Genomic DNA, 24,408 nt, shown 5'->3' on the forward strand with positions numbered 1-24,408 from the left:
CACGCTGTGCAGGCGGCCCGGGCGGGGCCGGCCGCCGCTTGCGCGTCAGGCCCGCGCGAGCGAGCGGCGCTTCATTTCGAGCTGCGTGATCAGCCGCTGCAGCGTGTTCTCCGCGCTGCCCGGCAGCGACATGTAGCGGAAGCCGAGCTGGTAGCGCCGCGACCCGTTCGGCATCTGCGTCGAACGCTGCGACACGAGCTGCAGGTCGAGCGACAGCTTGCCGTGGCCGGTCAGCTCGAGCTCGACGTCGGGCAGCAGCGTGCCGACTTCGAGCGCCTCGACGCGTTCGTCGGCCGTGCGCAGCCCCACGCCGCCGAGCGACAGGTTGTGCACCTCGAACAGGAAGCTCTCGCCGTCCGGCAGCTTGCCGCGGCACAGGAACGGATCGACGATCGGCGCGTCGACGCGGAAATATTCGCGGCGCTGGATGCACATCAGCACGTCGGGGAAATCGGCGACGAACGCAGGCAGCCCTTCGTAGCGCGTCTCGCGCGGCGTGCCCGTGGAGAATTCGACGCGCACGCCCTCCGGCGCGGCCGCGAACGTGCAGCGCGACGCGCCCAGGATGCCGGCGTTCTGCTCGGACAGCGCACCCCAGTCGAACGTAAACGTCCGCGCGCCGACATCCACCTCGAGCAGGCGCGTGACGAGCTGGCCGCCCGGATACTGGACGGTCAGGAAATCGCCCCGGTTGACGAGGTTGCGCAGCTGCACGCCGATTTCCAGCGGATTGCGGCGGGCATAGTCGGGCCCGGAGTGGCCTGCATCCAGGCTGGGGTCCGTCGACGTTTCGATATTCATGGCTAGCCGGTCTTTCTTGTCATGGGCGCCCGGGCAACCGGTGCGCAATAAAACCGGGCCAGAACGGGGGCCCGGTCGCAGGTCTCTCACACTTAGCGGCAGTGCTGACCGAAAGTTTAGATCGAATTGGGGATTTTTTTCGCGCAAACGTTGAAACCGCGCGCGGCGGGCTGCCGGGCGCGGTCCAGAGGGGAGCAACAGCGGTAGCCGACGGGCCCGTCAGCCGATCTGCTGCATGATCGAGATCAGCTTCTTCGCGTAGTTCGGGTCGGTCGCGTAGCCGGCCTTCTGCATCCCGTGCGCGAAGCCTTCGACGCTGCGGCTCGCGCTCAGCACGCCCGAGTAGCGCGGATTGTTCTTCAGCAGGTTCGCGTAATCGGTCATCGCGTGCTCGTACGAATCGTACGCGCGGAATTTCGCGACCACGCGGCGCGGCGTGCCGTTCACGTATTCCGTCGTCAGCGCCGACACCGTGCGGCCGGTCCAGCCCTTGGTCGCCTTGATGCCGAACACGTTGTAGCTCGTCGAGCCGTCGGTCGCGCGGATCTCGCGCTTGCCCCAGCCCGATTCGAGCGCGGCCTGGCCGACGATGAAGCGTGCCGGGATGCCGGTCGACGCGCTGGCCGCCTGCGCGGGGGCCGCGAGCCGGTCGACGAACGCGTCGGCGTCCTGCACGCCGCTCGCGCCCTTCAGCGGCGGCGTCAGCGCGCTGCCGGCCGAGTAGCCGCGCGTGCCGGCGAGCCCGCCGTTGTTCGCCGCGTTCGCATAGGCCTTCGCCATCGCGTTCATCGCGGCGAGGCCGCCTTCGTTACCGGACGTGCCGAGGCCGCCCGCGCCCATCCCGCCCGCGCCGACGTCGGCCGCCGTGTCGCTGCCCGCGCCCTGCCCCGCGTTGCGCAGCAGCTGCTTCATCAGCGCGTCGGCGACGCCGATCCCGCGCGTCGACATCTGCTGCGCGAGCTGCTGGTCGAGCATCGACGTGTACATCTTCGACGTGTGCGAATCGAGCAGCCCGCCGTCCGGCGACGCGTCGCGCATGCTCTTGAGCATCATTTGCGTGAACATCGCGTCGAACTGGCCGGCGACCGCCTTCGCGCCGGCCTGCGGCGACTGCTTCGCCTGCGCGCGCAGCGCGTCGAAACCCTGCACGTCGAGCGCAAAGCGCTGCGTGAGGTCGTTCGCGTTCGGGAGAGTGGCTGCCATTTAGATGATCTCCAGGTCGGCGCGCAGCGCGCCGGCGGCCTTCATCGCCTGCAGGATCGACATCAGGTCCGCGGGCGTCGCGCCGAGCGTGTTCAGCGCCTTCACGACGTCGGCGAGATTCGCGCCGGCCGTCACCATCTTCAGTGCACCGTTGTCCTGCTTGAGCTGGATCTGCGACTGCTGCGCGACCACCGTCTGCCCGTTCGAGAACGGCCCCGGCTGCGACACGACCGGCTGCGTGTTGACGACGACCGACAGGTTGCCGTGCGCGACCGCGCAGCTCTGCAGCGTGACCATCTGGTTCATCACGATCGAGCCGGTGCGCGCGTTCAGGATCACCTTCGCCGCGGCCTTGTCCGGGCTGACGTCGAGGTTCTGCAGCCGCGCCATGAACGCGACCTGCTGCGCCGAATCGGCCGGCGCGGCGAGCTGGATCGTACGGCCGTCGAGTGCCGTCGCGGTGCCCGGGCCGAAACTCGAATTGACCGCGGACACGATCCGCTGCGCGGTGCCGTAGTCCATGTCGTTCAGCTGCAGCTGCAGCACGCCGTTCATCTGCGCGATCGCGTTCGGCACCGAACGCTCGACGATCGCGCCGCCGACGATCCGGCCGGCCGCGAGCTGGTTCACCTGCACGCGGCTGCCGTTCGCGCTGGCGCCGGCACCGCCGACCGCCATGTTGCCCTGCGCGAGCGCATAGACCTGGCCGTCCGCGCCTTTCAGCGGCGTCAGCAGCAGCGTGCCGCCGCGCAGGCTCTTCGCATTGCCGAGCGACGACACGGTGACGTCGAGCGCCTCGCCCGGCCGCGCGAACGGCGGCAGCGTGGCGGTCACCATCACGGCCGCGACGTTCTTCAGCTGCATGTTGCTCAGCTGCGACGCGCCGCCGTTGGCCGAACCGTTGTTGATCGAGATGCCGAGGTTCGCGAGCATGTTCGCGAGCGTCTGCGTCGTGAACGGCGTCTGCATCGTCTGGTCGCCCGTGCCGTCGAGGCCGACGACGAGGCCATAGCCGATCAGCGGGTTGTCGCGCACGCCCTGGATCTGCGCGAGATCCTTCAGGCGTTCCGCGTGCGCGGGCGCCGCGCCGAACACGCAGGCCGCGGCTACGGCCGCGAACGCGACGGCGAGCCGTGCGGCGGCATGCGCGCGGGCCGACAGGCGGTTGAACAGGGTCTTCTGCATCGTCATCACCACGGCGCGATGTTGAGGAAGAAGCGCTGCAGCCAGCCCATCGTCTCGGCTTCGTTGATGTAGCCCTTCGACGAGTATTCGATCTTCGCGTCGGCAACCTGCGTCGAGTAGACGGAGTTCGCGCCCGAGATCGTGTTCGGGTTGACGACGCCCGAGAAGCGCACGAATTCGTTGCCCTGGTTGATCAGCATCTGCTTCTCGCCGCTGACCACGAGGTTGCCGTTCGGCAGCACGCCGGTGACGGTCACCGTGATCGTGCCGTTGAACGTGTTCGCCGCGCTCGCGCCGCCGGTCGCCGCGAACTTGTTGGCGCCGGTGGCCGACAGGTTCGCCTTCGCGAACAGCCCGCCGAGGAAGCCGGCCGTCGGCACGTTGAAGTCGGTGTTGCCCTGCCGGTTGGTGTTCGCGCCCGACGACTTGGTCGCGTTGATGTTCTCCGCGATCATGATCGTCAGGATGTCGCCGACGTTGCGCGGCCGCTGATCCTCGAACAGCGGCCGCCCCGCGTAGCCGGGGTTGTAGATCGAGCCGGGCGCCTGCATCGACATCGGCATCGGCGGCTGCGCCGTCATCGGCTGCTGGATGATCGGATCGCGCGGAATCTGCGCGCAGCCGGCGGCGAGCGCCGCCACCGCGACCGCGCATGCGGCGCGGACGGTGGCTGACGGGAGGAGGCGAACCTGCTTCATGGCGACGACGGGTGTTCCGGTTAGCTCTTCATCTGCGTGACGGTCTGCAGCATCTGGTCGGACGTCGTCACGGCCTTGCTGTTGATCTCGTAGGCACGCTGCGTCTGGATCATGTTGACGAGCTCCTGCACGACGTTCACGTTCGACGCCTCGACATAGTTCTGGCTGAGCGTGCCCGCGCCGTTCAGGCCCGGCTGCGACACGTTCGGCGCGCCCGACGACGTGGTCTCGGAGAACAGGTTCTCGCCGCGCGCCTCGAGGCCGGCCGGGTTGATGAAGGTGGCGACCTGCAGCGAGCCGATCTGCACCGCATTGGTCGAGCCCGCCTGCGTGATCGTCACGACACCGTCCTTGCCGATCGTCAGCGACGTCGCGTTCTGCGGGATCGTGATCGCCGGCAGGATCTGGTAGCCGCTCGACGTGACGAGCTGGCCCTGCGCGTTGGTCTGGAACGAGCCGTCGCGCGTGTACGCGTTCGTGCCGTCCGGCATCAGCACCTGGAAGAAGCCCGCGCCGTTGATCGCGACGTCCTTCGAGTTGCCGGTCTGCGTGAGGCCGCCCTGCGTGTACAGGCGCTCGGTCGCGACCTGCTGCACGCCGGTGCCGAGCTGCAGGCCCGACGGCAGCTCGGTCTGCTGCGTCGAGTTCGCGCCGGGCTGGCGGATGGTCTGGTACAGCAGATCCTCGAACACCGCGCGCGACGCCTTGAAGCCGTTCGTGCTGGTGTTCGCGAGGTTGTTCGAAATCACGTCCATCTGCGCTTGCTGCGCATTCATGCCGGTGGCGGCGATGTAGAGCGAACGGTTCACTTGTCAGGTCTCCTGCGTGGGCTGGCGCGGGCGCTCAGCTGAAATTGAGCAGCTGGTTCGCCGTCTGCTCGTTCTGGTCGGCCGTCTGGATCAGCTTCGACTGAAGCTGGAACGCGCGCGCGTTGTCGATCATCGCGACCATCGCGGTCACCGGGTTGACGTTGCTGCCTTCGAGCGAATTCGGCGCGACGACCACGTTCGGGTCGGCATCGGCCGGATTGCCGTCGGCGGTGCGGAACAACCCGTCGTTGCCGCGCGTGAGCGTGGCCGGATCGGGATTGACGAGCTTCATCTGGTCGACGATCGCAACCGCCGTCGGCGGGTCGCCCGGCATCAGCGCGGAAATCGTGCCGTCCTTGCCGATCGTCACTTCCGCGTTCGGCGGCACCGAGATCGGGCCGCCGTTGCCGACCACCGGCAGGTTGCTCGCGTTGACGAGCTGGCCGTTCTCGTCGACGTGCAGGTTGCCGGCGCGCGTGTACGCCTCGCTGCCGTCGGCCGCCTGTACCGACAGCCAGCCGGCGCCCTGCACCGCGACGTCGAGCGGGTTGCCGGTGCGCGTGATCGGACCCGGCGCGTAGTCGGCGCCGGGCGTCGACGCGAGCACGTAGGTGCGCGTCGTCGTCGGGTCGATCGTGCTGCCGTCGCCGAAATTCATCGGCACCGCGCGATACGTCGCGAGCTGCGCGCGAAAGCCCGTCGTCGACGCGTTCGCGAGGTTGTTCGCGACGATCGCCTGCTGGTCGAGCGACTGCGACGCACCCGTCATCGCCGTGTAGATCAGTCGGTCCATGGCTGCTCGTTATCCGCGCTTACAGGTTGATGAGCGTCTGGTCGACGGTCTGCTGCGTCTTGATCGTCTGCGCGTTCGCCTGGTAGTTGCGCTGCGCGGTGATCAGGTTGACGAGCTGCGACGTGAGGTCGACGTTCGAGTTCTCGAGCGCGCTGCCCTGCAGCGTGCCGTGGTTCGTGCTGCCCGGCGCCGACACCTGCGGCACGCCCGATGCGGCGCTTTCCGCATACTGGTTGCCGCCGAGGTTCACCAGCCCGTTCGGGTTGTTGAAGTTCGCGAGCGCGATCTGGCCGAGCACGGCGGTCTGGCCGTTCGAGTAGTTGCCGGTCAGCTTGCCGTCGGCGCCGATCGTGTAGGTCGTCAGCGTGCCGCTCGCGTAGCCGTCCTGCGCGAGGTTGTTCACGCCGTCCTTGCCGCCGTACTGCGTCGTGCCGGTCAGGTCGAGCGTGAGGCTCTGCGGCGTCGCCGAGCCGTCGGTGTTCGGCACGGTGAACTGGAACTGGCCGACCGACGTGGTCGGCGTGGGCGGCGTGCCCGTCGTCGTGCTCTGGATCGCGCCCGACGAATTGAAGTTGACCGTGCCGAGATCGGTCGTGGTGCCGCCCTGCACGCCTGCGTACGCTTCCCACGTGCCGGCCGCCGACTTCACGAAGTACATGTTGACCGCCTGCGAGCCGCCGAGCGAGTCGTACACCTGGATCGACGTCGAGTAGTTGTAGGTCGTGTTGTCGGTCGCGCTGAACGGCGTCTTGGCCGGCACCGTGTCCTGCGAGTTCAGGTTGAACTGGGCCGAGATCTTGGTCGTCGCGGTCGGCGCGATGTTGGTCGTCGGCGCCTGCAGCGGCACGGTCTGCGCGGTGTTGATCACGCCGCCCGTGTTCGCTGCGTAGCCCATCAGGTTGCGGCCTTGCGAGTCGACGATGTAGCCGTTCTTGTCGCGCTGGAACGTGCCGTCGCGCGAGTACGTCGTCACGCCGTTGTTCGACATCTGGAAGAAGCCGTTGCCGTTGATCGCGACGTCGAGCGACGAGTTCGTCGTGTTGATCGTGCCCTGGCCGAAATTCTGCTCCACCGCGTTCAGCGCCGTGCCGATGCCGATCTGCGTGTTGGTCGACGTCGCGACCGAGTTCGCATACATGTCGGCGAACTGCGCGGTGCTCGACTTGAAGCCGACCGTGTTCGCGTTCGCGATGTTGTTGCCGATCACGTCGAGCGCGTTCGATGCACCCGAGAGGCCGCTCAGACCCTGTTGATAACCCATTTCGGTCTCCGTTTCGAGATTGCTCGATCAGTATCAGTTGGAGGTGGTGCCGCCGGACGAGGACGACGTGGCGTTCGGGAAAATCGACGCAACCTGGGTCAGCCCCACCGTCGTGCCGTTCGACAGCACGAGCCCCGCCGTGCCGTCCGCCTGCTTGATCACGCTCTGCACCGTCGACGCCGCGAGCGTCGTGGCCGGCTGCGGCGTGCCGTTGCTGTCGGTGTACGACGCGCTGACCGTGTACTTGCCGTCCGGCAGTGCGTTGCCCGCCGCGTCGGTCGGCGTCCAGTTGAACGGCACGGTGCCGGCCGACTGCGCGCCCGCGTTGATCGTGTTCACCACGGTGCCCGCCGCGTTCTTCACGGTAATCGTCAGGTTCGACACCGCGCTCGACAGCGACACGCCGAACGGCGACGCCGCGCCGCTCTTCACCGCGACCGCGTTGCCCGGCGCGAGCACGTTCGTGCCGATCAGCAGCGCGGCCTGCGTCTGCTGGCCGGCCGTGAGCTGCGTCGACAGCGACGTGAGCGACGTGTTCAGCTGCGCGATGCCGCTCACCGTGTTGATCTGCGCGAGCTGCGACGTCATCTGCGAGCTGTCGACCGGGCTGGTCGGATCCTGGTTCTGCAGCTGCGTGACGAGCAGCTTCAGGAACGTCGCCTGCAGGTCGCTCGCCGACGTGCCGTTAGTCGACGACACGTTGTTGGTGTTCATCGTGTCGGTCGGCAGCTTCGACACGCTGGTGCCGTTGCCGCCGATCGTCGTGTTGGAGGAAGTCATGCTGGGTGGCCTTCTGTCGGGTCTGTAAGGTCGGTCGGCGCGCGGCTTACGAGCCGATCGTCAGCGTCTTGAGCATCAGCGTCTTCGCGGTGTTCAGCGTCTCGACGTTGGCCTGGTACGAGCGCGACGCCGAGATCATGTTCACCATCTCCTGCACCGGATCGACGTTCGGCATCTGCACGTAGCCGTTCGCGTCGGCGGCCGGGTTCGACGGGTCGTAGGTCGACTTCATCGGCGACGGGTCGTCCATCACCTTGGTCACGCGCACGCCGCCCACGCCCTGGCCGGACGCGGTGCGCGCGCCGCCGATCGGGTCGGTCGCGAACACGACCTGCTTGGCCTTGTACGGCTTGCCGTCGGGGCCGGTCGCGCTGTCGGCGTTCGCGAGGTTCGACGCGGTGACGTTCAGGCGCTGCGACTGCGCGGACAGCGCCGAGCCGGCGACGCCGAAGATGTTCATCAACGAAGGCATGGAAGCTCCTTTTGCTCGGATTCGGAGGCGGTGCGCGCCGTCACTGGTTCGTCGAGATCGCGGCGATCATCGCCTTGATCTGCTGGGTCATCACGGTCATCCCGGTCTGGTAGTGCAGCGCGTTGTTCGCGAACTGCACGCGCTCGACGTCGAGATCGACCGTGTTGCCGTCGAGCGACGGCTGCAGCGGCATCCGGTATTGCGCACGGCCGTAGTCGTCCGACGGGCCGCCCGTCGGGATCAGCTTCGCGGTACCGGCCATGTGGCCCGCCGCGGTCGACACCATCGACATGCCGCTCGTCACGCCGGCCGGCTGCGTCATCGGCAGTTGCGCGGCGTTGCTCGGCGCCAGGCCGCCGCCCGCCTGCTTCAGCGAGCGCGCGAGCGTCGACGCGAAATCGACGTCGCGAGCCTGGTAGCCCGGCGTGTCGGAGTTCGCGATGTTCGACGACAGCAGTTCCTGCCGGTAGGCGCGCACGTCGAGCGCCTGTCGGCCGAACGCGAATTCCGCATCGAGTTTGTCCAGCATGTGTGCGTCTCTCCGTATGAAGCGCTGCACGCCTCTCGCGCCGGATGGCGACCCGAGAGGCTTTTTTCCATGACAGCGATGGTAGGCGCCGGACGCAACCGGCAATCGGGCGAATAACGCGGCAAAGGCCCCCTCTATTCATCGTTTGCGCGACGGCCCCGCTCCCTAGAATGCGAAGCGGAGCAACGGATCGGGGATACGGCGATGACTGGCAGCGCACTTCGCGGCAGGAACGGGCAGCGCACGCACGTCCGGCGTGCGTTTGCGCTCGCCGCGGCGCTGTGGATCGCCGCCCCGGCCGCGCACGCGGACGACGCGATGATCGTGATTCCGGGGCGCGGCGAGACCGCCGAAACGGCGCTCGCGCACGCCAATGCGGCAAGCGGCGGGCCGTTCGGCGGGAATGCGGCGATGGCGCCGGGTTCGGGCCCGGCGCCGGACGCGGGCCGCGCGGCGGGCAGCACGAGCGCCGCCGCCGGTGCGCCCGGCACCGGCTACGCATCGCAACCGGCCGGCACGATGGTCGTGACGACCGTCCCGCCGCCGGCTCCCGCGCCGGCCCCGGCGCCCCGCCCCGTCTATGCAGCCGCCCGAGCGAACGCCGGCGCCGGTTATGGCGCGCCGCGCGCCGCCGATCCGAACGCGATCGCGACGGTCGTCGCCGGCACGGCCGAGCCCGCGGCGAATCCCGCACGGCCGGCCCCGCAACCGGCCATCGCCGCACGCATGGCGGCCGCCCGCGCCGCGTCGGCCGCGCCGGCACCGCGCATTGCACCGTCTTCCGCCAGCCAGGCCCCGGCGGCCAATGCCGCCAGCGCGGCCCAGCCCGCAACGCCGCCCGGCCAGCAGGATCCCGAGTCGATCCGCCGCGCGGCCCTCGCGTTCCTGCAGCAGCAGATCGCGGGCCTGCCCGGCAAGACCACCGCGACGGTCACGACCGCATTTCCGCGCGGGCTCGCCGCGTGCACGACGCTCGAACCGTTCCTGCCGACCGGCGCACGCCTGTGGGGCCGCACGACGGTCGGCGTGCGCTGCGCGGGCGAGCGGCCGTGGACCGTCTACCTGCAGGCGAAAGTCACCGTGCAGGCCACCTATTACGTCGCCGCGCGCCAGATCGCGCCCGGCGAGCCGCTCTCCGCGGCCGACCTGGTCGCCCGCGACGGCGACCTGACGGTGCTGCCGCTCGCGGTGATCACCGATCCGGCGCAGGCAATCGGTGCGACCGCGCTCGCGCGCATCTCGGCCGGGCTGCCGCTGCGGCAGGACATGCTGAAGAGCGCGGCGTCGGTGTCGGCCGGCCAGACGGTGCGGGTCGTCGCGGCCGGGCCCGGTTTCACGATTTCGGCCGAGGGCAGCGCGCTCGCGAATGCGGCGCCCGGCCAGTCGGTGCGGGTGCGGATGGCGGCCGGCCAGATCGTCACGGCGATCGTCAAGGACGCCGGCACCGTGGAAATTCCGCTATAGGGACGGATAGCGCGGCAAGAATGTAAAGAATTGTTTATTCGGAGCATTTCGGGCTCGCGATGCTAAAGTTCGGGCCGACCCGGCCGTTATCTGGGTCAAACCGAACAGGAAACCCATCGTGAAGATCGATTCCACTCCGAACCCGAGCCCCCTGGCGCCGACCGGCAACGGCGCGACCCGTGCGCCATCCGGCACGGCCTCGTCTTCGTCCGCGCAGGCGGCCGACGCAGGGTCGACCGGCGGCGACACGACCGTGAACCTGTCGGGCCTGTCCGGGCAGTTGCGTTCGGTATCCGCGTCCGGCAACGGCGATATCGACACGGGCCTGGTCCAGTCGATCAAGGACGCGCTGAACAACGGCACGCTGACGATCGATGCGAACAAGATCGCCGACGGCGTATTGAATACCGCCCGCGAGCTGCTGCAGCAGCAGCGTCCGCAGGGCAGCTGAAGCCGGCCTCGCGGCCGGTCCCCCGGTTTGCCGGCGCGCCTACCCGCGCCGGCGCGACGAGCATGACGCGATGAGAGAAGAGCTGCTGGCCACGGTCAACGACGAACACGCGACGGTCGAGGCGTTCGCGTCGCTGCTCGCCTACGAAGAAAAGGCGCTGACGACGGCCGAGCCGCTCGAGATGCTGCCCGGGATCGTCGAAAAGAAAAGCGCGCTGATCGACCGGCTCGCGCAGCTCGAACGCACGCGCGACACGCAGCTTTCCGCACTTGGCTTTCCGTCCGGCAAGAAAGGCATGGACCAGGCCGCCGAGCGCGATGCGCGCCTCGCCGGCCGCTGGCAACTGCTGCAACAGGCCGCCGAACGCGCACGCCAGGCCAACGCGAACAACGGGATGCTGATCCGGATCCGGATGGACTACAACGAGCGCGCGCTCGCGGTGCTGCGCTCGGCGCCCGCGCCGGCCGGCGTCTACGGCCCCGACGGGCGCGTGTCGGCACTCACGCGCTGAAGCACTGACTGACAGGCGCCGCCGCCACCGTACTTTCCGCCTCTCGCCGCCGTTCGCGGCATCTCAGGTTTCGACAGACCGGGCCCGAACCCGGCACCCACGGTCCCTTCCGATACACGGCCGCGCAGCCGCGCCGCCGTCCCGTCACAACAATCAGAAGAGGGCCGCATGCCATATTTCCGCATTCCGTTTTCATCCCGCACCGCCGCCGTTTCCGCCGTCGCGGCGCTGGGTGCCGCATTGACGCTCACCGCCGCACAGGCCGCCGGCCCCGCGCCGTTGCCCACGCCGACGGGCGACATGACGCTGTCGCCGTCCGGCCCCGACGTCGCGCCGCCGGCCGCATCGAGCCCGCCTGGCGCGACACTGCGCGCCTCGCGCCGCGGATCCGACACCTACACGTACCTGCGCTGCTGGTACCGGATCGACGCGGATCCGCTGAAGCCGGCCGCGACCTACGAATGGGCGCGCGACCCCGCCGGCGGCGACTGGTATCGCGTGTCCGGCTACTGGTGGGCGGACGGCGTCACGCAGTGGAAGAACACGTTCTACAGCACGACGACGCAGGACACGCTCGCCGACGTGTGCCGCAAGACGCTGGCCGCGAAAGGCATCAAGTCCGACCTCGTGCAGGCGGTCGCGGCCAACAACGCGCTGTCGTTCAACTACACGGTGTGGACCATCGACGCCGCGCAGCAGGACGCGCGCGTCAACAAGCTGATCGTGTTCGGCGACAGCCTGTCCGACACGCAGAACATGTTCAACGCCAGCCAGTGGAAGCTGCCGAACGGCACGAGCTGGCAGGCGGGGCGCTTCAGCAACGGCCCGGTATGGGCCGAATATCTCGCGAACGCGCTGCGGCTGCCGTTCTACAACTGGGCGATCGGCGGTGCGGCGACCGACCAATACCTCGTCGTGCCGGGCCTCGTGCAGCAGATCGACTCGTGGCGCGAATACATGGATCGCGCGCCGGATTACCGGCCGGCCAACACGCTGTTCGCGGTGTTCGCAGGCGGCAACGATCTCGTGAACTACGGGCGCTCGCCCGAGCAGGCGGCGAATGCGGTGCGCGACAGCCTCGAGCGGCTCGCCGCGGCCGGCGCGACGCGGATCATGCTCGTCACGCTGACGGACGTGTCGCGCGCGCCGGTGTTCGCGACCCGCACCGACACCGCGAGCGTCGCCGCGCAGGTCAAGGACTACAACCAGCGCCTCGCCGACGCGGCCGCCGCGCTGCGCGCCCGCTACGGCGCGACGCTGCGGCTCGAGGTATTCGATGCGTACGCCCTGTTCGACGACCTGCTGAGCCATCCGGCCCAATACGGCTTCGACGACGCGAAGCGTGCGTGCCTCGACATCCCGAAGCCGTCGTCGCTCACCTACCTGAGCGCGCAGACGCCGCGCGCGGACTGCCGCGACCCGGCGCGCTTCGTGTTCTGGGACACGCTGCACCCGACGACGCGCACGCATGCGTGGCTCGCCGAGCGGATCGCGCCGTTCGTGCGCGCGCGCCTGCTGAACTGACCGGCGCGGGCGGCGGTGCTTACAGCAGCGGGCACGCGGTGACCTGCGTGCCGCGCTCCACGCACAGCCGCTCGTAGTCGCGCAGGTACGCGCGCTCGTCGTCGTCCAGCAGGTCGAGATCGATCAGGTCCCAGTCGTAGCCGACCGTCACGATGTTCTCGAACCTGACGGTATCCGGCTGCGCGTCGTCCTGGTGGATGATCACGATGTTCTCGATCCGCACGCCGCCCTTGCCCGGCACGTAGATGCCCGGCTCGACCGAAATCACCGCATTCGGCACGAGCCCGTACTGCGCGCCCGGCGCGAACCGCACGCCGCCCTCGTGCACGTGAATCCCGACGCCGTGCCCGGTGCCGTGGCCGAAATCGTGGCCGTGGTCGCGGCACACCTGCCGCACGACCGCATCGACGTCGCCGCCCTTTGCGGTGCTCGGGAAACGCGTGACGAGCCCCTTGATGCAGGCCTTCAGCGCGACCGTGTAGATCTCGCGCTGCCACGGCTGCGCGACCGTATCCGGGTCGGTCCGGCGCAGCACCACGCGCGTGCAGTCCGTCGCGAAGCCCGCTTCGTAATAGGCGCCGCTGTCGAGCAGCACGAGTTCGCCCTCCGTCAGCTCGACATCGGCGCTCGCCGCCGTGTAATGCGCGAACGCGCTGTTCGCGCCGTTTGCCGCGATCGACGGAAACGTCAGCGCAACCGCCGAGCGCGCGCCGTAAGCGTCGTTGATCGCCCGCGCCAGGTCGTATTCGGTGTGGCGCACACCCGGCTCGCCGGCCTTCGCCCAGCGCATCGTCTCGGCGATCGCCGCGGAACTGCGCGTGAACGCGTCGCGGAACCGCTCGAGCACTGCCGGCGTCTTGCCGGCCCGCATCGCCTCGACCGGGTTGAAGTCGGCATGCCGCGCCTGCGGCCACACCCGCTTCACCGCGTCGACGAGCGCGCAGTTCACCGATTCGAAGCCGTAGCACACGTGCTCGACCGCGAACGTCGCGAGAAAGCGCTCGAGCGCCGCGACATCGCGCCGGATCACCTGCAGCGCCGGATACGACTCGAGCATGACCTCGCAGCGGTCGCAGCCTTCCGGCAGGAACAACGCCACCTGCTCGCCGACCGCGAACAGGAAGCCGAGGTGCGACGACGCATTCGGGATGTGATAGCCGCGGCTGTTCAGCAGGTACGCGAGGTCGTCCGACGCGCAGGTGAAGAATGCGGTCCTGCCGTCCGGCGCGCCGGTATGTGCGGCGAGCTTGCGGTTCAGCGTGTCGAGGTTCTGCGCGACGCTCAGGCCGGTCATCGATTCCGGCAGCTCGAAGATCGGCCGCTCGACGACCCAGCCCGGCAACGCGATCGCGCGATCGATCTCGCGCTCGGCGAAACTCGTCCAGTCGAGCGACGCGGCCTGGGTCTGTTCGAACAGACGATCGCGCTGCGCGACGCTGATCCGCAGCGCGTCGTAGCCGACCCGTGCGAGGCGGCTGCCGTGCGCGACCAGCCAGTCGGCCATCGCCTGCCAGATCGTCACGTTCATCCCGAGCTTCTCGATGCGCACGCGCGCCGGATCGCACTGCTGCTCGGCCTGCAGGTGATAACGGCCGTCGACGAACAGCACGAACGGCGGCAGGTCGAGCGCCTGCGCGGTCGCCGCGCTCAGGAAGATCCCGCAGCCGGCCGAGCCGTCGAAGCCCGACAGCGCGTAGCGCGGGTTGTTGCCGAGCGGCAGGTACTCGGTCACGTATTCGTCCTGCGACGTGACCAGCACCGCGTCGAGCCGCGCGGCATCGAGCAGGCGCGACAGGCCCGCCTGCGTGTCGACGACGGACGCGTCGTACGGGGGAAGGCCGGAGAAGCTGTATTTCAGTCGATCGATCATCGGAAGCCCGTTATGCATTGTTGTCGGCGGCCGGCGGTGACGCGGCGGGGGGCAGGCCCGAGGCAGGCCTGACGCGGCACGGCGCCGCTGCACGGCGGGCGCCCGGCCCGGCGCAGTGCCGGGCTGCAGTGCCGCTCCGGCAGCAGGCCTTTAAAAATTTTCGTCCCACTTAACTTTTTTTGATGCGCGCGACAGAATCTAGAGCACGTCGAAATTGAGGTCAAGCTAAGATTTTCGTAGGGCTAAAATCGGCGCGGCGCTTGCGCATTCCGGCACAACGTGAATTCGTCCGGCGACACCGCGCGGTACAATGCGCCGGCATCGCCGTCCCGACGGCCGTGCTTCGTGCAATGCGCGGAAATCACCGTCCGGCGACTGCACCGCTCGTCCGCTTGCCTCCCGACTCGTTGCCACGAAAGAGATTCATGGATTCAGACATCATGCGCATCGGCCAGCGCATCCGCCGCCTGCGCCGGGAAGCGAAGAAGACGCTGCTGGAAGTCGCGACCGAAGCGAAACTGTCGGTCGGGTTCCTGTCCCAGGTCGAGCGCCATCTCACGGGCATCTCGCTGTCGTCGCTCGTCAACGTCGCGAAGGCGCTCAACGTGCCGCTCGGCGCGCTGATCGACCAGCCGCGCCAGACGCAGCCCGATTCGCACGAAGGCCGCCGCAAGCCGTACGCGCTCGACGCCAGGTCGCAGTGGTACGAGCGCCTCTCCACCACGTTCGACGGCAGCCAGATCAACGCGCTCAAGGTGCAGATGATGGCGGGCTACCGCTCCGAATGGGTGGCGCACGGCGGCGATGAATTCGTGTACGTGCTGGCCGGCCGGATCTGCTACACGGTCGGCAAGAAGAATTACCCGCTGTCTCCCGGCGACTCGCTGCACTTCGACGCGAGCAAGCGGCATCGGGTCGCCAACGTGGGCGACGGGCCGGCCGAGGTGATCGCAGTCGGCACGCTGCCGCTGTTCGACGATCGTGGCACCGGGTTCGTGTCCGCGACGATGGACATCGGGAAACCGGCGCCCGCCGTGCGCGCGAGCGCGGCTGAGCCGCGCGCGGGCCGCCGCGGGCCGGCGCCCAAACGGGCGGATCGCGATCGCGACACCGACGCGGTACGTCCTGCCGGCGCGGCAGAAAAAGCAAGGAAGGTTGCGGCCAAGCCGCGCGCATCCGCCGGCAAACGCCCGGCGGCGGCCACGCCGGCGCGCAAGAAGAAGCCGTAACGGCTGGCAGGCGCGCGACGCGCGCCCTTCGCGCCCCTATTCGCCGATCTCGAGCGCCTGCGCGACGGCCTCGATCCGTGCGCGATGCACGGCTTCCCTGATCTTCTCCGTGTCGTTGCCGATGCCGCGCGCGATTGCGCCGGCATCGACGCTGCGCGCGGCCGCGAGCGCGACGCGCAGCCGCTCGGCCTGCGGATACGGCTGCGCTTCGAGCCCGAGCCGCCCGCGCGCATCCGATTCGCACGCCTGCAGCATTTCGGCGAAACGCGCCGGCTTGCGCAGCGCGTCGCTGCGCTCGAACAGCCGCACCAGCGCGGCCGCCCCCATCTCCATCACGCGGTGCAGGTTGCCGTGCTCGCGCGCGACCACGAGCGCGAGATCGCGGCATTCGTTCGGCACGCGCAGCCGCTCGCACAACGGCTTGAGCAGGTCGACGCTGCGCCCCTCATGGCCGACGTGGCGCGGCAGCACGTCGGCCGGCGTCGTCGCCTTGCCGAGATCGTGCGTGAGCGCCGCGAAGCGCACCGGCAGCGAATAGCCCTGCTTCGCCGCATAGTCGACCACCATCATCACGTGCACGCCCGTGTCGACCTCCGGGTGGTAGTCGGCGCGCTGCGGCACGCCCCATAGCGCATCGACTTCGGGCAGGATGCGCGCGAGCGCGCCGCACTCGCGCAGCACCGCGAACATCCGCGACGGCTTCACTTCCATCAGCCCCCGCGCGATTTCCTGCCACACGCGTTCGGGCACGAGCGCGTCGACCTCGCCCGCGTCGACCATCCGCCGCATCAGCGCGAGCGTTTCGTCCGCGACCGTGAAATCCGCGAACCGCGCGGCGAAGCGCGCGATGCGCAGGATCCGCACCGGATCCTCGACGAACGCATCGCTCACATGCCGGAACACGCGCGCACGCAGGTCGGCCTGCCCGTCGAACGGATCGATCACCGGCCCGACCAGTTCGCCCTCCGGGCTCACCTCGCGCGCCATCGCGTTGATCGTCAGGTCGCGCCGCGCGAGATCCTCGTCGAGCGTCACGTCCGGCGCGTAATGGAACTGGAAGCCATGATAGCCGGCCGCCGTCTTGCGCTCGGTGCGCGCGAGCGCGTACTCCTCCTGGGTCCGCGGATGCAGGAAGACCGGGAAATCCTTGCCGACCGGCCGGAAACCCTGCGCGGCCATCTGCTCGGGCGTCGCGCCGACGACCACGTAGTCGCGGTCCTGCACGGGCACGCCGAGCAATTCGTCGCGGATGGCGCCGCCTACTGCGTAGATGTTCATGGACGGGGCTCGTATTCGGCGATCACGTTCGTTTCGCGGCGCGCGGCGTCGATCCACCGCTGGACGGCCGGCAGCGCGGTCACACGGGCCGCATAGCCGTCCGCGTCAGGCGACAGGCCCGGCGCATACGTGTTGAAGCGCATCACGACGGGCGCGTACATCGCATCGGCGATCCCGAATTCGCCGAACAGGAACGGCCCGCCCGACGCCTCGAGACACGCGCTCCACAGCGCATCGATGCGTGCGACATCGGCGAGCGCCTCGGGCGTCGCGCCGCGCCCCGGCATCGACGCACGCACGTTCATGCCCATCTGCGTGCGCAGCGCCGCGAAGCCCGAATGCATCTCGGCCGCGACGCAGCGTGCATGTGCGCGCTCGAGCGGATCGGCCGGCCACATCGGAAACTGCGGGTAGCGCTCGGCGAGCGTCTCGGCGATCGCGAGCGAATCCCAGATCGCGACGCCGTGGTCGTCCACCAGGCACGGCACCTTGCCGGACGGCGAATACTCGAGGATGCGTGCGGCCGTGTCGTCGCGGCGCAGCTCGATCGCGATCTCGTCGAACGGGATGCCGAAATGCGCGAGCAGCAGCCACGGGCGCATCGACCACGACGAGTAGTTCTTGTCTCCAATGACGAGTTTCATGGCGGTGTTCCGGAAAACGCGAAGGTGAAAAGGAAGACGCTGCCGGCCTAGCGGCGCGAGCGGAACCAGTCGAACCGGGAGCGCTGCGCGGCATGGCCGAGATACGCGGGCGCGATGCTTTCGAGACTCGCGGGCGAGATCCCGAGCTCGGGCGCGAGCGGCCCCGACAGCACGTTCGGCACCGACATCGTCGCGAGATTGTCGCGCGTGAGCACGGGCTCGCCGGGCAGGCATTCGAACACGCTCGCCTGCAGCCGCGCGAGCGCGTCGGGCAGCCGCACGATGCGTGCCTGCCGGCCGACCAGCTTGCCGCAATAGCGCACCAGCTGCTCGAGCGTGTAGACGGTCGGGCCGCCGAGCTCGTAGGTCTTGCCGTTTGCGGCCGCGAGATCGAGCGTGTTGACGAACGCGCGCACGACATCGCCGACGAACACCGGCTGGAAGCGCGCGTCGGGCATCGCCAGCGGCAGCACGGGCACCGTGCGCTGCAGGTTCGCGAACGTGTTGAGGAACGCATCGCCGGGGCCGAACACGACCGACGGGCGGAAGATCGTCAGCGCGAGCGAATCGGTTGCCGCGATCGCATGCAGCGCGGCCTCGCCGTCGCCCTTCGAGCGCTGGTACATGCTCGCGCCGTGCGAATCGGCGCCGAGCGCGCTCATGTGCAGCACGCGCTGCACGCCCACCTCGGTGCAGGCGGTGGCAAGCGCGGCCGGCAGCGTGACGTGCGCACGCTCGAAGCCGGGCCCGTATGGCGTGCCACGGCCGCCGTGCAGCACGCCGACGAGGTTGATCGCCGCATGCGCACCGGCGACGAAGCGCGCGAGCGTGCGCGTGTCGAGCGCTTCGAGTTCGACGATTTCGACCGGCAGCATCTGCAGGTGGCGCGCGTGGTCGCGCCGCCGCGTGCCGATCCGTACCTGCTTGCCGGCGTCGATCAGCGCATTGACGAGCCGGCTGCCGATGAAGCCGGTGCCGCCCAGCAGCGCGACAGTCTGGCGATCCATGGTTCGAAGCCTCAAAAGAACACTGCCGCGTCTCGCGCGGCAGTGTGAAGATTGCGGATCAGGGCGAGATCATGCCTAGACGTTTCTTCAACGACTGCGGTTTGCCCTCGAAGAGCGCCGCGTAATAGACGGTGTTCGACAGCACGTTCTTCACGTAGTCGCGCGTCTCGTTGAACGGAATCGTTTCTGCGAAGATCGCGCCTTCGACCGGCTGCGTCAACACCTGGCGCCACTGGCGCGGCCGGCCGGGGCCCGCGTTGTAACCGGCCGTGGCGAGCACCGGCGAGCTGTCGAAGTTGTTGTAGATGTCCGCCAGATACCAGGTGCCGAGCTGGATGTTGGTATCGATGTCGTGCATCTGCGTGCGCGAGATCGTGCCCAGGCCGAGCTTCTTCGCGACCATCTGCGCGGTGGCCGGCATCAGCTGCATCAGGCCGCCCGCGCCCACCGACGAACGCGCGCTCGTGATGAAGCGCGACTCCTGGCGGATCAGCCCGTACGCCCATTCGGTGTCGAGGCCCGTCGACTGCGCGTAGCGCTCGACGATGTTGCGGTATGGCGACGGGTAGCGCAGCGTGAAGTCGTGCTCGGCCTTCGTGCGGTCGGCCGTGTTGACCGTGCGGTCGAGCAGGTCGACGCGCTTGCCGTACTCGGCCGCGGCCAGCAGCTGGCGATCGGTCATCCCGCGCAGCGGCCAGTTCCATTCGCGGTTGCCTTCGAGGCGCAGGTTCAGCGCGTAGAAACGCTGCGCAAGCGCAAAGCCCGGAATCTTGCCCATCGCGTCGATCTCGGCGTCGCTCACCTTCGTGCGCGGCGGGATCGTCGTGCGCTGGCCGAGCTCTTCACCGGCGAGCTGCCCGTAGAAGTTGAACTGGCCCGCGACCTGCTCGAATTCCTGGTTCGCCTGCAGCGTGTCGCCGCTCTGCTTGAGCGCGCGCGCATGCCAGTAGATCCAGGCCGGATCGTCGCGCAGCGATGGCGGCATCTGCTCGATCGACCAGCGCACCATCGGCCAGTTGCCGGCGAGCAGCGCGGCGCGCGTGCGCCATTCGTAGCCCGGGTTCGACAGCGGCGCATTCGTCGATTTCGCGTACCAGACCGACGCGAGCGGCGAGCGCTTGATCGCGCCCTGGTAGCCGATCGCGCCCCACGCGATCGCCTGTTCCTGCTTGGTCAGCGAGGCGGCGACCGACGTCAGCATCCCGGCTGCCGCGTCCGGATCGTTGCGCGCCATGCGGCCGAGCGCGATCAGCGCGAGCTGGTGCGACGTCGCGTCGGGGCCGATGCCGCGCGCGAGGTACAGCGGCGGCGCGCTCGTCGCCTGGTCGAAGCTGACCGGGCGCGGGCCGAGCGCATCGACGATCTTGCCGCCGAGCGTCGTGTAGTTCTGCTCGTACGCGAGGCGCGCCTGCTGCCACACGTCGTCGCTCGTGAACTGCTGGTTGACCGTCAGCGCGGTGATCAGGTCGACGCACGCATCGCCGTAGTTCTTCGGCTCGACGAGCAGCGCACGCGCCGCATCGGCGACGTTCTCACCGCGCGCCGCGCGCGATTCGAGCGCATAGCACCTGACCTGCGTGTCGTCGTCGAGCACGAAGCGCTTGTATTGATCGTCGAAGCTGCGCCAGTCGTGGCGCGCACCGAGCACGAGCAGGTAGTCGTTGCGCAGGCGGTCGGCGATCGCCTGGCCGTCGTAGCGCTGCAGGAACGACTGCACGGGCGCGTCCGGCGCGTCCACGCGCGCGCGGCCCGTCGAATCGAACAGCTGCGGCTTGATCTGGAAATACTCGACGTAGGACGGTACCGGATAGTTCGGGATCATCGACGCGAGCTGCGCGGCTTTCGCGGCGTCGTTGCGGCGCGCGGCTTCACGAAGCTGCACGAAGGTCTGGTCGTCCCCGGAGACCGTATCGTCGTTCGGTGCGGCGCACGCGGCCGTGCCCGCGACGAGCGCGGCGGCCGAAAGCGTCAGCGCGACCGCGCGATATACTCGGAAAAGGCTGTTCGACATCGTTATGAATGGAGCACGAAGTGAGCGAAAGCATAGCACGCAACCCTGTGCCGAACCCGAAGGTTGCGCTACGCAAAGCGCTGTCCGGCGCGCGTCGCGACGCCGCGTCGCAACCCGCCGCGAACGCCGCGCTCGACGCGCGGCTGCGCACGCTGCTCGAACGGCTCGCGCCGCGCACGGTCGGGTTCTACTGGCCGCTGCCGGGCGAATTCGATGCACGCGACGCAGTGCTCGCCTGGTGCGCGGCCGGTGCCGGCCGGCGCGCCGCGCTGCCCGTGATCGATGAGCGGCACACACCGCTCGAGTTCCATGCGTGGGACACGCACACGCCGATGCGCGAGGGTCATCACCGGATCCCGGAACCGGCGTCGGGCATCGTCGTCGTGCCCGACCTGCTGCTGATTCCCTGCGTGGGATTCGATCTGCAGCGCTACCGGCTCGGCTACGGCGGCGGCTACTACGACCGCACGCTCGCCGCATGGCCGGGCAGCCAGCCGCCCGTGACGGTCGGCATCGCCTATGAAGCGTGCCGCGTCGACGCGCTGCCGGCCGAAGCGCACGATCTCGCGCTACGCTGGGTCGTGACCGACGGCGCGCTGTACCCGGCCGCCGGGTGATGCGGCGGGCGGCGCCGCATCCGACGTCGCACGCCCGTCAGCGCAACCGTTTACAGCGACGCCGCCGCGCGCGCGGCCGTGTCGTACAGGCCCGATGCGTTGCGCAGCAACTGCGCCGCGTCGCCGATCTGCTCGTTGGTGAGCCCGCTGTCCTTCAGCGTCTCGATCAGGCAGTGCTCGCGCACCTCGCGGTACTTCAGGCACAGGTCGCGGCCCGCGTCGGTCGCGAAGAAGAACACTTCCTTGCCGTTCTTCTCGCTCTTCACATAGCCGCGGGCGATCAGTTTTTTGAGCGCATAGGTCGCGACGTGCGTATCCTCGATATTGAGCACGAAGCAGATGTCGGCGAGCTTCTTCTTGCGTTCGCGATGGCTGACGTGATGCAGCAGCGACACCTCGACCGCCGTCATGTCCTTCGCGCCTGCCGCCGACATGCAGCGCACCATCCACCGGTTGAACGCGTTGCCCGCCATGATGAGTCCGTATTCGAGCTCCGACAGCTCCGCACTCGAATCGGAAACGAGGTGTTCGGATGACACGATCTTGGTCGCAGGACGCTTCATGGAAAGGCGGCGCAAGCCGGATGACAGGGTGTGCCGAGTGTACGCCAGAAGCCCCGGCATACGGGCTAGGCGAAAACGCTTATTGGGAAGTTGTCGATATTTTATTGACAATGTGCGCTAACATTGCCGTCCGAACCGTGCCAGTCCGATGACGCAACCCCGCTTTTATCCGCTCGGCGATGCCGCCCTCGTCTGCGAGGTGCCGCCGCCCGCCACGCTCGATTGCCAGCGCCGCGTCTGGGCCGTTGCCGAGGCCGCGCGCGCGTGGCCCGACGTGGTCGACGTCGTGCCCGGCATGAACAACCTGACGATCGTATTCGACGCGCTCGCCACGACGGCCGAGTCGCTCACGCCGGCACTGCGCGACGCATGGGAAACCGCCGACGTCGAGCATGCGGACGGCCGCGAGGTCGAGATCCCGGTCGAGTACGGCGGCGCAGCCGGCCCCGACCTGCCGGCCGTCGCCGCGCATACCGGCCTGTCGGTCGACGAGGTCGTCGCGCGCCACGCAGCCGGCGCATACGTCGTGTTCTTCGTCGGCTTCCAGCCGGGTTTCGCCTATCTTGGCGGGCTCGACACCGCGCTGCATACGCCGCGCCGTGCGGCGCCGCGCCTCGAAGTGCCGGCCGGCTCGGTCGGCATCGGCGGTGCGCAGACGGGCATCTACCCGGCCATGTCGCCAGGCGGCTGGCAACTGATCGGCCGCACGTCGCTCGTGCTGTTCGATCCGGCGCGGCCGCAGCCGACGCTGCTGCTGCCCGGCGACCGCGTGCGCTTCACCATTGCGGGAGTCGACGCACGATGACCCAGAACAACGCACCGGGCACCATCGAGGTGGTGCGGGCCGGCCCGCTGACCACCGTGCAGGATCTCGGGCGCCGCGGCACGCGCCATCTCGGCGTCGCGCAGGGCGGCGCGCTCGACGGCCTCGCGCTCGAGGTCGGCAACCGGCTGGTCGGCAACCGCCCCGACGCGGCAGGCGTCGAGATCACGATCGGCCCGGCCGCCTTCCGCTTCACGCGCGCGACCCGCATCGCGATCACCGGCACCGAGTTCGGTGCAACGCTCGACGGCCAGCGCGTATATTCATGGTGGAGCCTGCCGGTCGAGGCCGGGCAGACGCTCGTGCTGCCGGCCGCCAAACGCGGAATGCGCGGCTACCTGTGCATCGCCGGCGGCATCGACGTGCTGCCGATGCTCGGCTCGCGCAGCACCGATCTCGCATCGCGCTTCGGCGGCCTGGGCGGCCGCGCGCTGCGCGACGGCGATCGCCTCCCGGTCGGTGTGCTGCCGGCCGGCATCGGATGCCTGGCGGCCGATGCGCCCGAATTCGGCGTAAAGGCGCCGGCGTGGTGCGCGTTCGCGCGCGTCGACGAGCCGCCGCGCCGCCACCGCCCCACGCATGCGCCGTGGGCGATGCCCGTGCGCGTGCTGCCGGGCCCCGACTACGCGTCGTTCGCCGCCGATTCGCAGCAGGCGTTCTGGGATGAAGAATGGCTCGTCACGGCGAACAGCAACCGCATGGGCTATCGGCTCGCCGGCGTCGAACTCGTGCGCGAGCGGCCGGCCGAGCTGCTATCGCACGCGGTGCTGCCCGGCACGATCCAGGTGCCGCCGAACGGCCAGCCGATCGTGCTGATGCATGACGCGCAGACCACCGGCGGCTACCCGAAGATCGGCACGGTGATCCGCGCCGATCTGTGGAAACTCGCGCAGGCGCGGCTCAACCTGCCGATCCGCTTCGTGCGCACGACACCCGACGCCGCGCGCGCCGCCCTGACCGCAGAACGTGCCTATCTGCGGCAGATCGACGTGGCGATCGACATGCGCGAGGAAGCGCGCCGCCGCGCCCAGTCGCAAGCGGCGTGACAATCGCGGTAGCGGTACCGAAGGCAGGAGCAGTAGCGGAGACGGGCCACGCAATCAGTGGACGAGGAACATCATGGAAATCGATCTGAATGCCGATCTCGGCGAAGGATGCGGTTCGGACGAGGCGCTGCTCGACCTCGTGACGTCCGCGAACATCGCATGCGGGTGGCATGCGGGCGGTGCGAATGCGATGCGCGACTGCGTGCGCTGGGCCGTGCAGAAAGGCGTGGCGATCGGCGCGCATCCGAGCTTTCACGATCCGGAGAATTTCGGCCGCAAGGAAATGCAGCTGCCGGCCGGCGACATCTATGCGGGCGTGCTGTACCAGCTCGGCGCGCTGTCGGCGATCGCGCAGGCCGAGGGCGGGCGCATCGCGCACGTGAAGCCGCACGGCGCGCTGTACAACCAGGCCGCGCGCGACCCGATGATTGCCGATGCGGTGGTGTCCGCAGTTCGCGATTTCGATCCGTCGCTCGCGGTGTTCGGGCTCGCGAACAGCGTGTTCGTCGCGGCGGCGCGGCACGCGGGGCTTGCCGCGGTGGAGGAAGTGTTCGCCGATCGCGGCTACCGCGCGGACGGCTCGCTCGTGCCGCGCAACCAGCCCGGCGCGCTGATCGATGACGAGGACACGATGATCACGCGCACGCTGGACATGGTGCGCAGCCGGCAGGTACGCGCGATCGGCGGCGAATGGGTGATGCTCAATGCGCAGACCGTCTGCCTGCACGGCGACGGGCCGCATGCGCTGGCGTTCGCGAAACGGATCCGCGCCGCGCTCGAGGCGGTGGGTGTCGACGTGGTCGCGCCCGGCATGCTGCAGGCCGACGAACGCGCCTGAC

Annotated in this window: 25 protein-coding genes; 9 read left to right on the forward strand and 16 right to left on the reverse strand. The window is 69.1% G+C overall.

The window, feature by feature from the left end; translation table 11 throughout:
* Positions 1-45: 45 nt before the first annotated feature.
* The 10 genes from B7G54_RS27025 to B7G54_RS27070 all read right to left on the reverse strand — a co-directional run bounded on the left by B7G54_RS27025 (position 46) and on the right by B7G54_RS27070 (position 8,531).
* Positions 46-801: a flagellar brake protein gene (locus B7G54_RS27025; protein WP_085041856.1), complete on the reverse strand. Its 756-nt coding sequence runs from the start codon at positions 799-801 to the stop codon at positions 46-48.
* A 219-nt stretch (positions 802-1,020) separates the two neighbouring features.
* Positions 1,021-2,004 carry a flagellar assembly peptidoglycan hydrolase FlgJ gene (flgJ, locus tag B7G54_RS27030; protein WP_085041857.1) on the reverse strand — a complete coding sequence of 328 codons (984 nt, stop codon included), beginning with the start codon at positions 2,002-2,004 and terminating at the stop codon, positions 1,021-1,023.
* On the reverse strand, positions 2,005-3,189 hold the full coding sequence (locus B7G54_RS27035) for a flagellar basal body P-ring protein FlgI (RefSeq protein ID WP_085041959.1): 1,185 nt from the start codon (positions 3,187-3,189) through the stop codon (positions 2,005-2,007).
* 5 nt (positions 3,190-3,194) lie between these two features.
* The gene (gene flgH / locus B7G54_RS27040) at positions 3,195-3,887 is read right to left on the reverse strand and encodes a flagellar basal body L-ring protein FlgH (RefSeq protein WP_085041858.1); all 693 of its coding nucleotides are present in this window, start codon (positions 3,885-3,887) and stop codon (positions 3,195-3,197) included.
* Between the two features lie 20 nt (positions 3,888-3,907).
* A complete protein-coding gene (gene flgG / locus B7G54_RS27045) occupies positions 3,908-4,696 on the reverse strand; it encodes a flagellar basal-body rod protein FlgG (protein WP_085041859.1) in 789 nt (262 codons plus the stop codon).
* 34 nt (positions 4,697-4,730) lie between these two features.
* Positions 4,731-5,489, reverse strand: coding sequence for a flagellar basal-body rod protein FlgF (gene flgF, locus B7G54_RS27050; RefSeq protein WP_085041860.1), 759 nt, complete (start codon positions 5,487-5,489; stop codon positions 4,731-4,733).
* Positions 5,490-5,508: 19 nt separating this feature from the next.
* A complete protein-coding gene (gene flgE / locus B7G54_RS27055; protein WP_085041861.1) occupies positions 5,509-6,750 on the reverse strand; it encodes a flagellar hook protein FlgE in 1,242 nt (413 codons plus the stop codon).
* Between the two features lie 33 nt (positions 6,751-6,783).
* Entirely contained in the window at positions 6,784-7,530 is a 747-nt protein-coding gene (locus B7G54_RS27060) for a flagellar hook assembly protein FlgD (protein WP_085041862.1), read from the reverse strand.
* Positions 7,531-7,576: 46 nt separating this feature from the next.
* Positions 7,577-8,002: a flagellar basal body rod protein FlgC gene (gene flgC / locus B7G54_RS27065; RefSeq protein WP_021164156.1), complete on the reverse strand. Its 426-nt coding sequence runs from the start codon at positions 8,000-8,002 to the stop codon at positions 7,577-7,579.
* Between the two features lie 40 nt (positions 8,003-8,042).
* On the reverse strand, positions 8,043-8,531 hold the full coding sequence (locus B7G54_RS27070; RefSeq protein ID WP_085041863.1) for a flagellar basal body rod protein FlgB: 489 nt from the start codon (positions 8,529-8,531) through the stop codon (positions 8,043-8,045).
* Positions 8,532-8,735: 204 nt separating this feature from the next.
* Between B7G54_RS27070 and flgA the strand changes: the two genes are divergently transcribed.
* The 4 genes from flgA to B7G54_RS27090 all read left to right on the forward strand — a co-directional run bounded on the left by flgA (position 8,736) and on the right by B7G54_RS27090 (position 12,481).
* The gene (gene flgA / locus B7G54_RS27075) at positions 8,736-9,995 is read left to right on the forward strand and encodes a flagellar basal body P-ring formation chaperone FlgA (protein WP_085041864.1); all 1,260 of its coding nucleotides are present in this window, start codon (positions 8,736-8,738) and stop codon (positions 9,993-9,995) included.
* Between the two features lie 118 nt (positions 9,996-10,113).
* Positions 10,114-10,446 (forward strand): flagellar biosynthesis anti-sigma factor FlgM, encoded by a 333-nt coding sequence (gene flgM, locus B7G54_RS27080; RefSeq protein ID WP_085041865.1) that lies wholly within the window; start codon positions 10,114-10,116, stop codon positions 10,444-10,446.
* Between the two features lie 70 nt (positions 10,447-10,516).
* Positions 10,517-10,957, forward strand: coding sequence for a flagella synthesis protein FlgN (locus tag B7G54_RS27085; protein WP_085041866.1), 441 nt, complete (start codon positions 10,517-10,519; stop codon positions 10,955-10,957).
* A 168-nt stretch (positions 10,958-11,125) separates the two neighbouring features.
* Entirely contained in the window at positions 11,126-12,481 is a 1,356-nt protein-coding gene (locus B7G54_RS27090) for an SGNH/GDSL hydrolase family protein (RefSeq protein WP_085041867.1), read from the forward strand.
* Between the two features lie 19 nt (positions 12,482-12,500).
* On the opposite strand, the gene B7G54_RS27095 is transcribed toward B7G54_RS27090, so the two are convergent.
* Positions 12,501-14,351 carry a M24 family metallopeptidase gene (locus B7G54_RS27095; protein ID WP_085041868.1) on the reverse strand — a complete coding sequence of 617 codons (1,851 nt, stop codon included), beginning with the start codon at positions 14,349-14,351 and terminating at the stop codon, positions 12,501-12,503.
* Positions 14,352-14,776: 425 nt separating this feature from the next.
* Between B7G54_RS27095 and B7G54_RS27100 the strand changes: the two genes are divergently transcribed.
* Positions 14,777-15,580, forward strand: a complete 804-nt coding sequence (locus tag B7G54_RS27100; RefSeq protein WP_085041869.1) for a helix-turn-helix domain-containing protein — start codon at positions 14,777-14,779, stop codon at positions 15,578-15,580.
* Between the two features lie 36 nt (positions 15,581-15,616).
* Here B7G54_RS27100 and B7G54_RS27105 read toward each other — a convergent pair whose 3' ends face one another.
* From B7G54_RS27105 to B7G54_RS27120, 4 genes are read right to left on the reverse strand one after another with little or no spacing between them, the layout of a single operon-like run.
* On the reverse strand, positions 15,617-16,858 hold the full coding sequence (locus B7G54_RS27105) for a multifunctional CCA addition/repair protein (protein ID WP_085041870.1): 1,242 nt from the start codon (positions 16,856-16,858) through the stop codon (positions 15,617-15,619).
* Positions 16,855-17,502, reverse strand: coding sequence for a glutathione S-transferase family protein (locus B7G54_RS27110; protein ID WP_085041871.1), 648 nt, complete (start codon positions 17,500-17,502; stop codon positions 16,855-16,857). The genes B7G54_RS27105 and B7G54_RS27110 overlap by 4 nt, the downstream gene beginning before the upstream one ends.
* Before the next feature lie 47 nt (positions 17,503-17,549).
* Positions 17,550-18,509 carry a complex I NDUFA9 subunit family protein gene (locus B7G54_RS27115; protein ID WP_085041872.1) on the reverse strand — a complete coding sequence of 320 codons (960 nt, stop codon included), beginning with the start codon at positions 18,507-18,509 and terminating at the stop codon, positions 17,550-17,552.
* Between the two features lie 58 nt (positions 18,510-18,567).
* Entirely contained in the window at positions 18,568-20,520 is a 1,953-nt protein-coding gene (locus B7G54_RS27120) for a lytic transglycosylase domain-containing protein (protein WP_085041873.1), read from the reverse strand.
* Positions 20,521-20,528: 8 nt separating this feature from the next.
* On the opposite strand from B7G54_RS27120, the gene B7G54_RS27125 reads away from it, so the two are divergent.
* Positions 20,529-21,137 (forward strand): 5-formyltetrahydrofolate cyclo-ligase, encoded by a 609-nt coding sequence (locus B7G54_RS27125; RefSeq protein WP_085041874.1) that lies wholly within the window; start codon positions 20,529-20,531, stop codon positions 21,135-21,137.
* Between the two features lie 50 nt (positions 21,138-21,187).
* On the opposite strand, the gene B7G54_RS27130 is transcribed toward B7G54_RS27125, so the two are convergent.
* Positions 21,188-21,700, reverse strand: coding sequence for a winged helix DNA-binding protein (locus B7G54_RS27130; protein ID WP_027788908.1), 513 nt, complete (start codon positions 21,698-21,700; stop codon positions 21,188-21,190).
* 148 nt (positions 21,701-21,848) lie between these two features.
* Here B7G54_RS27130 and pxpB point away from each other — a divergent pair, with 148 nt between their 5' ends.
* The 3 genes from pxpB (at position 21,849) to pxpA (ending at position 24,407) form a co-directional block, all read left to right on the forward strand.
* Positions 21,849-22,505 carry a 5-oxoprolinase subunit PxpB gene (pxpB, locus tag B7G54_RS27135; RefSeq protein WP_085041875.1) on the forward strand — a complete coding sequence of 219 codons (657 nt, stop codon included), beginning with the start codon at positions 21,849-21,851 and terminating at the stop codon, positions 22,503-22,505.
* Entirely contained in the window at positions 22,502-23,569 is a 1,068-nt protein-coding gene (locus B7G54_RS27140; protein WP_085041876.1) for a 5-oxoprolinase subunit C family protein, read from the forward strand. The genes pxpB and B7G54_RS27140 overlap by 4 nt, the downstream gene beginning before the upstream one ends.
* A 73-nt stretch (positions 23,570-23,642) precedes the next feature.
* The gene (gene pxpA, locus B7G54_RS27145) at positions 23,643-24,407 is read left to right on the forward strand and encodes a 5-oxoprolinase subunit PxpA (protein ID WP_085041877.1); all 765 of its coding nucleotides are present in this window, start codon (positions 23,643-23,645) and stop codon (positions 24,405-24,407) included.
* Position 24,408 lies beyond the last annotated feature (1 nt).

The sequence above is a fragment of the Burkholderia puraquae genome, from assembly GCF_002099195.1.
GTDB classification, from domain to species: domain Bacteria; phylum Pseudomonadota; class Gammaproteobacteria; order Burkholderiales; family Burkholderiaceae; genus Burkholderia; species Burkholderia puraquae.

Bases quoted from the DNA above. Each gene is read 5' to 3' on its own strand.
- B7G54_RS27060 (WP_085041862.1), bottom strand. From the start codon at position 7,530: ATGACTTCCTCCAACACGACGATCGGCGGCAACGGCACCAGCGTGTCG.
- B7G54_RS27035 (WP_085041959.1), bottom strand. From the start codon at position 3,189: ATGCAGAAGACCCTGTTCAACCGCCTGTCGGCCCGCGCGCATGCCGCC.
- B7G54_RS27070 (WP_085041863.1), bottom strand. From the start codon at position 8,531: ATGCTGGACAAACTCGATGCGGAATTCGCGTTCGGCCGACAGGCGCTC.
- pxpB (WP_085041875.1), top strand. From the start codon at position 21,849: ATGACGCAACCCCGCTTTTATCCGCTCGGCGATGCCGCCCTCGTCTGC.
- B7G54_RS27025 (WP_085041856.1), bottom strand. From the start codon at position 801: ATGAATATCGAAACGTCGACGGACCCCAGCCTGGATGCAGGCCACTCC.
- flgH (WP_085041858.1), bottom strand. From the start codon at position 3,887: ATGAAGCAGGTTCGCCTCCTCCCGTCAGCCACCGTCCGCGCCGCATGC.
- B7G54_RS27120 (WP_085041873.1), bottom strand. From the start codon at position 20,520: ATGTCGAACAGCCTTTTCCGAGTATATCGCGCGGTCGCGCTGACGCTT.
- B7G54_RS27125 (WP_085041874.1), top strand. From the start codon at position 20,529: ATGGAGCACGAAGTGAGCGAAAGCATAGCACGCAACCCTGTGCCGAAC.
- flgC (WP_021164156.1), bottom strand. From the start codon at position 8,002: ATGCCTTCGTTGATGAACATCTTCGGCGTCGCCGGCTCGGCGCTGTCC.
- flgE (WP_085041861.1), bottom strand. From the start codon at position 6,750: ATGGGTTATCAACAGGGTCTGAGCGGCCTCTCGGGTGCATCGAACGCG.
- pxpA (WP_085041877.1), top strand. From the start codon at position 23,643: ATGGAAATCGATCTGAATGCCGATCTCGGCGAAGGATGCGGTTCGGAC.
- B7G54_RS27140 (WP_085041876.1), top strand. From the start codon at position 22,502: ATGACCCAGAACAACGCACCGGGCACCATCGAGGTGGTGCGGGCCGGC.
- flgF (WP_085041860.1), bottom strand. From the start codon at position 5,489: ATGGACCGACTGATCTACACGGCGATGACGGGTGCGTCGCAGTCGCTC.
- B7G54_RS27105 (WP_085041870.1), bottom strand. From the start codon at position 16,858: ATGAACATCTACGCAGTAGGCGGCGCCATCCGCGACGAATTGCTCGGC.
- B7G54_RS27095 (WP_085041868.1), bottom strand. From the start codon at position 14,351: ATGATCGATCGACTGAAATACAGCTTCTCCGGCCTTCCCCCGTACGAC.
- flgA (WP_085041864.1), top strand. From the start codon at position 8,736: ATGACTGGCAGCGCACTTCGCGGCAGGAACGGGCAGCGCACGCACGTC.
- B7G54_RS27115 (WP_085041872.1), bottom strand. From the start codon at position 18,509: ATGGATCGCCAGACTGTCGCGCTGCTGGGCGGCACCGGCTTCATCGGC.
- B7G54_RS27085 (WP_085041866.1), top strand. From the start codon at position 10,517: ATGAGAGAAGAGCTGCTGGCCACGGTCAACGACGAACACGCGACGGTC.
- B7G54_RS27090 (WP_085041867.1), top strand. From the start codon at position 11,126: ATGCCATATTTCCGCATTCCGTTTTCATCCCGCACCGCCGCCGTTTCC.
- B7G54_RS27100 (WP_085041869.1), top strand. From the start codon at position 14,777: ATGGATTCAGACATCATGCGCATCGGCCAGCGCATCCGCCGCCTGCGC.
- B7G54_RS27130 (WP_027788908.1), bottom strand. From the start codon at position 21,700: ATGAAGCGTCCTGCGACCAAGATCGTGTCATCCGAACACCTCGTTTCC.
- flgJ (WP_085041857.1), bottom strand. From the start codon at position 2,004: ATGGCAGCCACTCTCCCGAACGCGAACGACCTCACGCAGCGCTTTGCG.
- B7G54_RS27110 (WP_085041871.1), bottom strand. From the start codon at position 17,502: ATGAAACTCGTCATTGGAGACAAGAACTACTCGTCGTGGTCGATGCGC.